Here is an 11,941-nt window from a genome sequence, read left to right on the forward strand (position 1 = left end):
CTATATGAGAAAAATAATCTTATCTGCATTCTTTGTCGCTCTCAGTTTCAGCGCTTTTAGTCAGGTTTTGCCGAGCTTCCAATTTGGACTTAAAGGAGGACTAAACCTTTCTAAATTAAGTACAGAAAATACTTTCAGTAGTGATAACAGAGCTGGTTATTATGCGGGTTTATGGACTCGGATTGGTGCCGCTGGTATTCATTTGCAACCAGAATTATATTTAAGTGGTAAGAATACGACCCTTAAAGCTAATACAGGAGAAGAAAACAAAGTAACCTTTACCAGTTTAGATGTGCCGGTATTGGTTGGAACCAAAATTGGAGCTGCCGGTGTAGGTATACGTTTAAATACTGGCCCTGTTGTATCCTTTGTTTTAGATAAAGAGCAGTCTTTTGGTGATGCTGCTGGTGATGTATTTAAAGGTAACTTTAAAGATCAGAACTTTGCCTGGCAATTTGGTGCAGGTGTAGATATTGGTAAACTTGGTTTAGATTTGAGATATGAAACCGGACTTTCTAAAATTGGAAAAGATGGTTATAATGATACAAAACTGAGCTTATTTACTTTTGGTTTAGCACTGAAGCTATTTTAAAAAACAGAAAGTTTTCAACATTTTGTTAATAAGGGTAAGTACTAGATATTTACCCTTTCTTTTTGGCGTTATAATTGAGTTTAAATTTGTCCCTAACTTAATATATACGGCTATGAATATTAAAGAGTTGCTTTTAAATGGAAAGAGCTTCGCGGAGCTCCTTAAACAGTTCTCGATTGATGCTGCTGATGTCCGGATTCAGGACGAAGAGATCATACTTTCTGACCAGTATTTGAAACATCAGGAGGTGGTGAAAGAGAGTATTTGTATTGAGGGTAAGAACAAAGATGGAATTATAAATTTCTTTGGGACTTTACACTACAACTTGCTGAATAAGTTAGCTGTGTTTGAAATGCAGGGATTTGAGCAGGTTGTGGTCAGATAGTTAAGTGTTTTTGATAACTTCTTTTATTTCATAATTAAAAGTGCCCTTTATTGGACGTATCGGTGTTGATTTGTCATCACTCAGGATTTTTACATAGCAGGCACCAAAGTAAAATATAAAAGAAGAATAAAATACGAATAGCATGATCAGTACAATAGATCCTGATGTGCCGTATATATTTCCTATACCACTTAATGGGAGTAGTATTCGCAGAATATATTTGCCTATGGCAAATAAGATTGCTGTAAGAATACCACCTCTAAGTGCAGTAACCCATGTGGGCCTGCCATTTGTTAAAAAGCGGAAGAGTACGGTAAACCAGGTCATTACAATGATTATAAATAGCAATTGGTTTAGTGCTGTCAGGAAAAATTTTCCAAATGTTGGAGCGGCAGTGTTTAAATAGGTTCCTATGAAGTCCTGGATAATATCTGCAAGAAAGCCTACCAGTAATAATATCCCGGCAAGTAATATGATAATCATAGATCTTGCTCTTAATTTCATGGTGAACATAAAACCTACACGGTCTTTTTTACCGATGGACCAGATTTGGTCCATCGAGTTCTTAATGACATTAAACAGAGTTGTTGCTACGAAAAGAAAGAATAAAAAACTGATTAAGGTGGCATACCATTGATGATCAACACCCCTGATGTTACGTAATACCTGCCTAATTAATCCTGTGCTGTCATCATCTAATATAGAGCCTAGTCTGTCAAATAAACGGGAAGCTAGTAGTTTTTTATCAATGAAAAAACCGAACATCCGAATTAATATTAAAAGGATGGGTGGAAGTGCAAAGTTTGCAAAGAATGCTGTTGCTCCTGCAAGGCGCAGAGGATCGTTTTTTTGGAATAACTTGAAAGCAGCAGTAAACCTGGTGAAAAAAAGCTTTGTTCTGTCGATTAAGTTGTATTCCATACGCCGCAAGTGCCTAAAGCCCGAAAATAAGTATTTTTATTTAATATGGGGCTGGACAAATTTACAAAAAAGCCTACTCATAAATGATGAGCAGGCCATTCTGTTGATAAGTCTATGCAATGACTTACAAATTACCTCTTAACTCTTGTTCACGTTCCAGAGACTCAAATAGTGCTTTAAAGTTTCCTGCACCAAATGATTGGGCTCCTTTACGTTGAATGATTTCAAAGAATAAAGTTGGACGGTCTTCTACAGGTTTTGTGAAAATTTGCAATAAATATCCTTCTTCATCACAGTCAACCAGTATACCTAATTCCTTAAGTTGGGCAATTTCCTCATCAATTTCGCCCACACGTTCGGGCATCATATTGTAATAGGCTTCAGGGGGTGCACTTAAAAACTCAACCCCTCGAGCTTTTAATTCCTTTACAGTAGTCAAAATATCTTTTGTTGCTACTGCAATGTGCTGCACCCCTTCGCCTTCGTAAAATTCTAAATACTCTTCAATCTGCGATTTCTTTTTTCCCTCTGCTGGCTCATTAATAGGGAATTTAGAAAAGCCATTCCCATTGCTCATTACTTTACTCATCAGTGCAGAATACTCTGTGTTGATCTGTTTGTCATCAAATGAAAGTATATTTACAAAACCCATTACCTCTTCATACCATTTCACTGTTTCATTCATTCTATTCCAGCCTACATTCCCTACACAATGATCTATGTATAATAAACCTGCTTCAGTAGGGTTATAATCACTATTCCATTCTCTATAACCAGGTAAAAAGGCACCTTTATAGTTTTTGCGTTCGATAAACATATGAACCGTTTCTCCATAAGTGTATATACCTGACATGCGTACTTCGCCGTACTCATCTTTAAGAGTCACAGGTTCCAAATATGGTTTACCACCACGTTTTGTTGTTTCCTCAAATGCACTATAAGCATCATCTACCCAAAGTGCCAGGATTTTTACTCCATCACCATGCAATTTCACATGATCAGAAATAGGACTTTCAGATTTAAGTGCTGTGGTTAATACCAATCGGATTTTTCCTTGCTTTAATACATAAGAAGCACGGTCGCGAACACCAGTTTCAGGCCCTGCATAGGCGAGCGACTGAAAACCAAACGCTGTTTTATAATAATGAGCTGCCTGTTTAGCATTACCGACATAAAATTCGATGTAGTCTGTTCCATTTATAGGAAGAAAATCCTGCGCTTTAGCAATCTTTTCTGCAAATGTTTGTGTTGACATTTTTAGTTTTTTTTTTATGATAATAAGTTAGTTAGTCTATTTCTTTTTTGGCTACCTGCCCTCTATTCCTCTTCGCGATGCCCTGCTATATCCTCCCTGTTATTTCCACCTTGCTTTATCCTCCCTGCTTTACCCTCCCTGCTTTCCAAAAAAATACAGTTGCTATGAGCTGACATGTAAAGATTTTGCCCTTCAGCAAAATGTTTGAGTCAGTGAATAGCACTGGATTTTTTATTCTATATTTTCTTGCCAGCTCTTATGATACCCTTCATCTTCAATATTTACCGCATCTTCTGTTAACATCAGCGGGCGGAAAGGATCAATCATCACAGCTAATTCTTCAGTACTTTCCTTTCCAATAGATTTCTCAACTGTACCAGGATGAGGTCCATGAGGAATCCCACCAGGATGCAAAGTAATTTGTCCCTTCACCACACTTTTTCTACTCATAAAGTCGCCATCAACATAATATAGCACCTCATCACTATCCACATTGCTGTGGTTATAAGGAGCAGGTATAGAAAGTGGGTGATAATCGTATTTACGAGGAACGAAAGAGCAGATCACGAAATTATGTCCTTCAAAAGTTTGATGCACGGGTGGAGGCTGATGTAATCTGCCGGTTATAGGCTCAAAATCATGGATAGAAAATGCCCATGGATAGTGGAAGCCATCCCAGCCCACAAAATCAAAAGGATGTGTACCATAAGTGTAAGGATACATTATTCCCTGTTTTTTGATCAGTACTTTAAAATCACCGTATTCATCAATTGTTTCCAGGTCCTGTGGACGTCTGATATCTCTTTCACAAAAAGGCGAGTGCTCTTCCAGTTGCCCAAAAGCATTTCTGTAACGTTTAGGTGTACGTATTGGACTAAAGCTTTCTACAATAAACAGTCTGTTGTTCTCATCATTAAATTCGATCTGGTAAATCGTGCCACGCGGAATTACCAGGTAGTCTCCATATTTAAAAGAAATCTTCCCAAAACCTGTTTTTAATATACCTGTCCCTTCATGAATAAAGATAACCTCATCAGCCTGACTATTTTTATAAAAGTAGTCGGTCATTGATTTTTTAGGTGCAGCAAGAGAAATATGAAGGTCGCTATTTACCAAAACAGGTTTTCTGCTTTTTAAATAGTCGTCTTCAGGTTTTATATTAAAGCCAATCAGGCTGGTATGCCTTAAATGCTTTTCTCTCGCAATTTTAGGTTCAACAGAATAGGGTTCACCAAGTGCTTTTACCATGGTTGGTGGGTGACAATGGTATACAAGAGAATATAAGCTTGAGAAACCCTCCGTAGAAACGAGCTCTTCTGCGTAAAGTTTTCCATCGGGTTTACGAAAAACCGTATGGCGTTTTGCGGGAATGGATCCTAATGTATGATAAATAGGCATAGCAATATGTCAGTTAATTGGTTAGAATAATAAGTAAAACGTTAAAACCATGAAAAGCGTTTTAACTGAAGGCATTAAAGATGGAAATGCTATTTGGAATATTGTGCGAAAATGATTTTAGAAAGCATGCCATATCTGAATGCTGCCAGCGCTTGCGAGGCAATTTGACTTTGATATATGAAACAGCTTTTTACCATTTTCTTTTACGTCTGCTAATTTAAGTATTAAATCAATGAATAACCAAAATAATAAGCCACATATTGATCGAAGTAATGTTGTTGAATTATAAATGTTACGTTATGCAACAGCTTTACTGATTAATGAAAAAGGATATATTATTCGTTGTAATTAATTTATATATTTAAAACCGTTAAAAAAACATACAAACAAACCAAAATAATTAAACGATGATCTGGATACAATTGGCAATTTTAATTTTGCTTATACTCGTTGGTGCGCGCATGAAAGGTGTAGGACTAGGAGTGATGGGTGCGGTAGGACTACTCATTTTTGCGCTGGGCTTTGGCCTTAAGCCAACAACTCCTCCAATTGATGTGATGCTGATCATCTTGTCTGTTGTAACTGCTGCCGCTGCCTTACAGGCCTCAGGGGGAATGGATTTTATGGTTGGAATTGCTGAACGTATTTTGCGTAAAAACCCAAATCATATTACCTGGTTAGGACCACTGGTTACCTATACATTTACTTTAGTAGCAGGAACAGCACATATTATTTATTCTCTGCTTCCCATTATAGCCGAGGTGGCTACGAAGAAAAGGGTCAGGCCTGAACGTCCACTCAGTATATCTGTAATTGCTGCACATATGGCCATAACGGCCAGTCCTATTTCTGCAGCTACTGTTGCATTAACTACCTTAATTGCTCCTAAAGGGTATGAGCTGACTCATATACTAATTGTTGCTATCCCAGCTACCATAATAGGTGTGCTGGCGGGTGCTCTTATCGCTAATAGGCAAGGTAAGGACCTGATGAAAGATCCGGAGTTTCTGGAACGACTAAGAGATCCGGAATTCGTAAAGTTATTAGATGGTGATACTTCGCAGGGGGACGCAAAAAAAACTTATACTGCGGAGTCAAAAAGAGCTGTGTATGTTTTTCTGTTAGCTGTTATAAGTGTGGTGATTTTTGCCGCAATTCCTTCTGTTCGACCATCATTTCCAGTAGATGGGAAGATGCAACCAATGAGGATGGTTGAAATGATAGAATTATTAATGCTGGCGGCTGCAGCTGTAATTGTTTTTGTATCTAAAATCCCTGCAACAAAGGTTTCTCAGAGTACCATTTTCAGATCAGGGTCCGAAGCAGTAATATGTATATTTGGGGTAGCATGGATGAGCGATACTTATTTGCAAGCGCATATGCCTTTCTTTGAAACGCATTTAAGTGCATTTGTTACTGATCATCCCTGGACTTTTGCCATTGCCTTATTTGTAATGTCTATTTTACTGTTTAGTCAAGCAGCAACTGTAAGAGCATTAATGCCTTTAGGCATCGCTTTAGGAATTCCAGCTCCGGCTCTTATTGCAATGTTCCCTGCGGTTAATGGAGATTTTATTATTCCAAGCTATCCGACATTGGTAGCTGCAATGGGTTTCGACAGAACAGGAACAACAAGGATTGGTCGTTTTTTGGTGAATCATTCATTTACCCCACCAGGCTTAACGACAGTAACGGTAACCATTGCGGTAGGCTTTTTGTTAGCTGCCATTTTGCTTTAACTCGTGCCTTTGCTATAGTGCTTTTGTTTAATTTTATATAGCTTTGGAAAACTACTTAAAAAATAAAAAAGAACTGATATATGAAGCTGGTATCCTATAAAACAGAAGACATAGAGCACCTTGGTGTTTATGTAAATGGGCATATTTATAACCTGAATTCTTGTGATAAATTATTGCCTGATGAAATGAATGCTTTTTTGCAAGGCGGTGCTGAATTGATGGAGAGAGCTAAAAAGATTGATGCACAAATTAAATCTGGTGAACTGGAGCCAAAACAGGAAGCTTTTTTTGAATTGCTTGCACCGGTTCCGCATCCTACATCATGTAGAGATGGTTATGCTTTTCGTCAGCATGTAGCGTCAGCACGTAGAAACAGAAAAGTAGAAATGATTGCAGAGTTTGACCAGTATCCTATTTTTTACTTTACAAATCACAATGCCATTCAAGGACCAGGAGAAATAGAATGTATGCCTGATCATTTTCAAAAGCTTGATTTCGAATTGGAAGTAGCAGTAGTAATTGGTAAGAAAGGGCGTAATATAACAGCTGCTGAAGCAGATGATTACATTGCCGGTTATATGGTGATGAATGATATGAGTGCCAGAACGCTGCAAATGGAAGAAATGCTGTTAAACCTGGGGCCAGCTAAAGGAAAAGATTTCTCGACTGTAATTGGTCCGTGGCTGGTTACTCCTGATGAGCTTGAACAATATAAGACAGATGCCAAAGCTGGGCATACAGGAAATGCTTATGATTTAAAGATGACCTGTAAAGTAAATGGAGTAGAAGTGTCGGCTGGGAATATGGCAGATATGGATTGGACATTTGCTGAAATTATTGAACGTTGTGCATATGGTGCTGATATTTTACCTGGAGATGTAATCGGTTCTGGAACAGTTGGCACGGGCTGCTTTCTTGAATTGAATGGGACAGGCTTATTGAATGACCCTAACTTTAAACCTCAATGGTTACAAGATGGAGATGTGGTAGAAATGGAAGTCACTGGTCTTGGTCATTTAAGTAATACCATTAAAAAAGCAGATACAGATTTTTCAATTCTGGCGTTAAAAAAATAATTGATGTTAACAATAAATACAGCTGAAGCGACCCCGGCGCAGTTGCAGAACTATATGCAATATGCAATTGCACCGAGGCCGATCTGCTTTGCTACGACAATTGATTTGGAGGGTAATGTTAACCTTAGCCCCTTTAGTTTCTTTAACATGTTTAGTGCAAATCCACCGCTGTGCATCTTTTCGCCGGCAAGGAGGGTGCGAGATAATACTACCAAACATACTTTAGAGAATATACTCGAGGTTAAGGAGTGTGTCATCAATATTGTGAATTATCCGATGGTTCAGCAAATGAGCCTGGCGAGTACGGAATATCCAAAAGGGGTTAATGAATTCGAGAAATCAGGTTTTACAATGATGCCCTCGGTACTTGTGAAACCGCCAAGAGTGGCTGAGGCACCTGTGCAAATGGAATGTGTAGTAAGAGAAGTGATTCATCTTGGGGAAAATCCTGGAGCCGGAAATCTTATACTTGCGGAAGTCAAGCTGATTCACATTAAAGAAAATATACTTGATGTAGATGGTAAAATTGATCAGGCTAAGATAGATCTGGTAGCCAGACTGGGTGGCGATTGGTATTGCCGCGTTACATCAGAAAACTTGTTTAAGGTAGCTAAACCATTAACAACCTTGGGTATTGGTGTTGATGCTTTACCCGCGGCTGTAAGGAATTCTAAAGTGTTGACAGGTAATGATCTGGGAATGTTGGGGAATATTGAATATTTACCTGAAGCTGATGAAATTGATGCTATTCAGAACAACCCGGAAGTCAAAGAAATATTTGATGCAACTATAGGAGATATGAATAACCGTGAACGTGAGTTGCATGAACTGGCCAGAGCATGGCTGAGTAAAGGGAATGTCAATGATGCTTTAAAAGTGGTATTGCTATAAAATGCTTACCACTTTTAAGAAGCGTTTCTTATAAAAACCTTCCTCTAAGCTTGAAATGGTAACTCCTTTAGCATTTCCAGATGAAGAATGGATAAACTTAATCTCATCACCATTTATGGAGTAGATGATTCCCACGTGACCGGGTGTTCTTGACCTGCTGTTGGTGCCTGTAAACAATATCACATCACCAATTTTTGCCTCTTCAAGTTTTTTAGCCTCTCCACTTGTTGCGAATTCTCTGGATGAACGAGGAACTTTAAACCCAAAATTACTGAAGACATAATTGACGAAACCAGAGCAGTCAAAACCCTTGCTAGGACTACTGGAAGCAGCTCTGTATCTTATACCAAGCATTGATTTTGCGAATTCCAGTAAACGATTAGGTGATTCAACAGGTTTCGGTTTGTTTACCACTTTACTTTGCTCAGAAAGTTTGTTTACCAATTGCTGGTATTGGAGTGGTACGGTTGTCTGCGATTTAGCCGCAAACACACTCAAAAAAAGAAAACATAATGCAATTGGGAGACTCTTCATATTAACTTTGCCTAAGGTATTAAATTAATACTTTAGGTTTAAGAAATGTTGATAACTTATTGATTAAGGAGTTGTTACTGCTACAGGGAGTATTTTTCCATTAAAAAATTTGTGGCCAGTACGGGCAAAGTCGGCCACATACTTGCCCATTTCGAAAGCAAGAACGGGAGATTGGTACCCTGGAAATGCTTGTTCCAACATCTCTGTTTGAGCAGAGCCAAGAGCCAGACAGTTCACTTTTACACCAGTTTCAAGGAGCTCAAAAGCCAGGCATTCCGTTAAGGTATGTAATGCTGCTTTGCTGGCAGAGTAAGCAGAAAGTCCAGGGAATTTAACGCTGCCTTGAAAACCTCCCATACTACCTATATTTACAATGTGACTTCCACTGCCCATCAATGGAAGTAAGTTTTGAATCATATTAAAATGTCCAAGTACATTGCTTTCAAACATACAGGCCAGATCTTCGGCAGTGGTCTCAGAAAATGGTTTGTTAATCAATGCACCAGCATTGTTGATCAAGATATCAATATTGCCTAGTTTTTCCTTAAGAAAAGGTACTAAAGCAGCATAATCATCATTAATAATGTCAAATTCCACAGGTAATAATGTGCAATCTGGATTAATACCTTTAGCAATTTCGAGTAATTTTCGGAGCTTATCAGCTGATCTGGCTATGCAAACAACCTTGTTTTCTTTATTTAGTGTGAATTCTAATGCAGCTTCAAAGCCAATTCCACTGCTGGCGCCTGTTAATACAATATTCATTAATTTTTATTTCTAAATTACTTTTCTTCTTCGTTAATCAGTTGTGTAACCGGGTTTTTAATAACATGTAATCCATCATGAATCAATTTGCTCTGTTCAGGCTCATTTTCTGCCTTAAGCTCAAGATAGATACGGATTTCTTTTTCCAGGTCAGGATATTGTTGTTTGTGGTATAAAATTTCCAGGATCTCCATAGCTGAAAGCCAATCATGGCGGTGCTCTGATTTTAATGCCTCAAATAAAATGGGTAACTGCTCATATCCAGTTGCACGCTCTCTGATCAGGCGTACAGTCTTGTATATATTATGAAGTGCATTCGTCGTATCATCATAAACTACTTTATGTGTTTGCTTATCACTAATATGAGTAATTTCTTCATAAGCACCTTTGTCAGCTGCCCCATTAAATACAGAGATGATCGTTTGCCCAATTGCCATGTCGTACATTCCCCAGTCAGGTTGGAAGAGTATATTTCCATTCGATTCCTTGACTGTGCAATCTTCAAAGGAAATTAATATTGTTTTGCCTTTGTGTTGCAAAATACTTTTCACAAGTCCCTGCACATGGATACCACTTTCAAAGGTAAAGCTTGTGTTTTTATTTTCTACGATTCCAAGTTCCTCAAGTTGCGAAAGGTTTAAATCTTCCAGCGCATTCTGATGCCCTTTTAACTTGCCTACAGGAGATGAAAAACCATCTTTATGGTAAAATTTTCCATGGTTCTCCAACTGGTTATTGTCTATTGCCAATGCAGAAGGACCAGTTGTTTTTATAAAGCTGAGCTGATCATTCTCATCAACTCCCATATCTGTAAACACACCTGTAACCTGTAATCCAGAGCTATATACTGCTGTTGCAGGGTTTTTACACGCTATAGCTTTAACAATGCTTTCCACTCCACCTTTTCTAAAGGCCATTGTATTTGCAAAAGTCTCCAGAACGTCAATAAGATTTTGGAATGTTTTGGTTACAAAAAGTTGTGGTTGAGGTTTTGTAATATCGTAACTATAGTTAATGGTATCTATGTTATACCATAGTTTTTTGACATCATCTTGCATACAGGTCGAACTTTCTCCGATAGAAGAAAGGAGCCCGGCACCATATATTTTTGGATTTTCTAATGTACCTATCAATCCATATTCCACTGTCCACCAATGCAGACGACTTAATAAAGCCATTTCTGATGGCTCACCCATATTTTCTGAGATTTGCTGCAAGTGCTTTTCTGCCCTGGCAATATGATCTTCAGGAGTGTCTACTGCTTCTTTTAAAATAGAAAGGTTACGGATGGCTTCATAAAGTTCAAAATCTTTAGCAGAAAACATTGCTTTGGTACCAATTGAACCAAAATAACTTAGGTAGTTATTGTAGTCGGTATCTGCAATAATAGGAGCATGACCAGCTGATTCATGAATGATATCTGGTGCTGGTGTATATTCAATATGATTGATTTGTCGTATATCAGCAGCAATAACCAATACCCGGTATGCCTGATATTCCATAAATGCCGCAGGTGGAATAAATCCATCTACAGTAACTGCACCCCAACCTATTTTACCTAGGTTGTCATTCATAGTTTGCAGATCTGGAATATGCTCAATGCTTAAGCCAGCACGTTGTAAACCTTTGATATATGGATAAAATGCTACATGTTTTAAATAACTATAATTTTGACGCATTACATAGCGCCAAACAGCCTGGTCTATGGGCGTGTATTTTTCATAGTGCTGCTCAACAATAAATTGCCTTAGGTGCTTTGGAAGATTAGCTACCTGTGGATTGTTGAAGTCATTAAAATCACTCATTTTTATGATAGTTAGTTAGACGAAGTTAATGCTATCAGGGATGTTAACCAAATAAAAAGCAACGCAATGACCTTAATATGAAATTTATTTAAGGATGTTTTTTAACCCGAAATGTAAAGTGCTTTTGCAGGAAATAACTACACAGAGATAGGGTTAAGGTGATAAAGGCCTGTGAGATGGATGGATAGAAATGTAAGCCCTCTACCATATATTTAAGCATCGCAAAATTGAGTCCAAAGTTAATAGTCAAAACTGCTGCATACCTGAACATTTGTATTCTCCCTTTTAAATTAGATTTAGTGAAGACAAGATATTTGTTCAAGGTAAAGCCAATTATAAAACTGATGAAAGTACTGATGATGAGTGCTGCAGAGTGTGCTGTAATTAACTTAGGCAGAAATGGGAAATCGACATTTATATTCTTCTGTTCTAAGATCCAATTATAGGCAATGTAATAACTCAGGATACCAGATACAGCAGTAGTACCTCCAGAAACAAGGTACCTGAATGTATGCAAAGGTAACCAACGGGAGAAGGGTGGATAAAAGAAGTCGATAATGCTTAACAGAAATTTACGCAT

General features: G+C 38.0%; 12 protein-coding genes. 5 read left to right on the plus strand and 7 right to left on the minus strand.

The features are described from left to right. Positions 1–4 precede the first annotated feature (4 nt). Positions 5–592: a porin family protein gene (locus WC623_RS14895; RefSeq protein WP_372852415.1), complete on the plus strand. Its 588-nt coding sequence runs from the start codon at positions 5–7 to the stop codon at positions 590–592. 112 nt (positions 593–704) lie between these two features. Beyond that, positions 705–977 carry a hypothetical protein gene (locus WC623_RS14900; protein WP_372852417.1) on the plus strand — a complete coding sequence of 91 codons (273 nt, stop codon included), beginning with the start codon at positions 705–707 and terminating at the stop codon, positions 975–977. Here WC623_RS14900 and WC623_RS14905 read toward each other — a convergent pair whose 3' ends face one another. From WC623_RS14905 to WC623_RS14915, 3 genes are all read right to left on the minus strand, one after another. Beyond that, positions 978–1,898 (minus strand): YihY/virulence factor BrkB family protein, encoded by a 921-nt coding sequence (locus tag WC623_RS14905; RefSeq protein WP_372852419.1) that lies wholly within the window; start codon positions 1,896–1,898, stop codon positions 978–980. Between the two features lie 124 nt (positions 1,899–2,022). Further along, positions 2,023–3,153 carry a 4-hydroxyphenylpyruvate dioxygenase gene (hppD, locus tag WC623_RS14910; RefSeq protein WP_372852421.1) on the minus strand — a complete coding sequence of 377 codons (1,131 nt, stop codon included), beginning with the start codon at positions 3,151–3,153 and terminating at the stop codon, positions 2,023–2,025. Positions 3,154–3,384: 231 nt separating this feature from the next. After that, positions 3,385–4,551, minus strand: coding sequence for a homogentisate 1,2-dioxygenase (locus tag WC623_RS14915; RefSeq protein ID WP_372852423.1), 1,167 nt, complete (start codon positions 4,549–4,551; stop codon positions 3,385–3,387). 407 nt (positions 4,552–4,958) lie between these two features. On the opposite strand from WC623_RS14915, the gene WC623_RS14920 reads away from it, so the two are divergent. The 3 genes from WC623_RS14920 to WC623_RS14930 all read left to right on the plus strand — a co-directional run bounded on the left by WC623_RS14920 (position 4,959) and on the right by WC623_RS14930 (position 8,257). Further along, positions 4,959–6,290: an anaerobic C4-dicarboxylate transporter family protein gene (locus WC623_RS14920; RefSeq protein WP_372852425.1), complete on the plus strand. Its 1,332-nt coding sequence runs from the start codon at positions 4,959–4,961 to the stop codon at positions 6,288–6,290. Positions 6,291–6,370: 80 nt separating this feature from the next. Further along, positions 6,371–7,366: a fumarylacetoacetate hydrolase family protein gene (locus tag WC623_RS14925; RefSeq protein ID WP_372852427.1), complete on the plus strand. Its 996-nt coding sequence runs from the start codon at positions 6,371–6,373 to the stop codon at positions 7,364–7,366. A gap of 3 nt (positions 7,367–7,369) precedes the next feature. Then, a complete protein-coding gene (locus tag WC623_RS14930; protein ID WP_372852429.1) occupies positions 7,370–8,257 on the plus strand; it encodes a flavin reductase family protein in 888 nt (295 codons plus the stop codon). On the opposite strand, the gene WC623_RS14935 is transcribed toward WC623_RS14930, so the two are convergent. From WC623_RS14935 to WC623_RS14950, 4 genes are all read right to left on the minus strand, one after another. Next, positions 8,252–8,791: a C40 family peptidase gene (locus tag WC623_RS14935; RefSeq protein WP_372852431.1), complete on the minus strand. Its 540-nt coding sequence runs from the start codon at positions 8,789–8,791 to the stop codon at positions 8,252–8,254. The genes WC623_RS14930 and WC623_RS14935 overlap by 6 nt on opposite strands. A 63-nt stretch (positions 8,792–8,854) precedes the next feature. Then, positions 8,855–9,556, minus strand: coding sequence for an SDR family NAD(P)-dependent oxidoreductase (locus WC623_RS14940; protein ID WP_372852433.1), 702 nt, complete (start codon positions 9,554–9,556; stop codon positions 8,855–8,857). Positions 9,557–9,573: 17 nt separating this feature from the next. After that, positions 9,574–11,361, minus strand: a complete 1,788-nt coding sequence (locus WC623_RS14945) for an aromatic amino acid hydroxylase (protein WP_372852436.1) — start codon at positions 11,359–11,361, stop codon at positions 9,574–9,576. Positions 11,362–11,449: 88 nt separating this feature from the next. Beyond that, positions 11,450–11,941: a GtrA family protein gene (locus WC623_RS14950; RefSeq protein ID WP_372852438.1), complete on the minus strand. Its 492-nt coding sequence runs from the start codon at positions 11,939–11,941 to the stop codon at positions 11,450–11,452.

Origin of the sequence: Pedobacter sp. (assembly GCF_041645105.1) — a bacterium.
In the GTDB taxonomy this organism is placed as follows: Bacteria; Bacteroidota; Bacteroidia; order Sphingobacteriales; family Sphingobacteriaceae; genus Pedobacter.

Coding starts and splice junctions, on each gene's coding strand:
- WC623_RS14895 (WP_372852415.1), top strand. CDS start 5: ATGAGAAAAATAATCTTATCTGCATTCTTTGTCGCTCTCAGTTTCAGC.
- WC623_RS14900 (WP_372852417.1), top strand. CDS start 705: ATGAATATTAAAGAGTTGCTTTTAAATGGAAAGAGCTTCGCGGAGCTC.
- WC623_RS14905 (WP_372852419.1), bottom strand. CDS start 1,898: ATGGAATACAACTTAATCGACAGAACAAAGCTTTTTTTCACCAGGTTT.
- hppD (WP_372852421.1), bottom strand. CDS start 3,153: ATGTCAACACAAACATTTGCAGAAAAGATTGCTAAAGCGCAGGATTTT.
- WC623_RS14915 (WP_372852423.1), bottom strand. CDS start 4,551: ATGCCTATTTATCATACATTAGGATCCATTCCCGCAAAACGCCATACG.
- WC623_RS14920 (WP_372852425.1), top strand. CDS start 4,959: ATGATCTGGATACAATTGGCAATTTTAATTTTGCTTATACTCGTTGGT.
- WC623_RS14925 (WP_372852427.1), top strand. CDS start 6,371: ATGAAGCTGGTATCCTATAAAACAGAAGACATAGAGCACCTTGGTGTT.
- WC623_RS14930 (WP_372852429.1), top strand. CDS start 7,370: ATGTTAACAATAAATACAGCTGAAGCGACCCCGGCGCAGTTGCAGAAC.
- WC623_RS14935 (WP_372852431.1), bottom strand. CDS start 8,791: ATGAAGAGTCTCCCAATTGCATTATGTTTTCTTTTTTTGAGTGTGTTT.
- WC623_RS14940 (WP_372852433.1), bottom strand. CDS start 9,556: ATGAATATTGTATTAACAGGCGCCAGCAGTGGAATTGGCTTTGAAGCT.
- WC623_RS14945 (WP_372852436.1), bottom strand. CDS start 11,361: ATGAGTGATTTTAATGACTTCAACAATCCACAGGTAGCTAATCTTCCA.
- WC623_RS14950 (WP_372852438.1), bottom strand. CDS start 11,941: ATGCGTAAATTTCTGTTAAGCATTATCGACTTCTTTTATCCACCCTTC.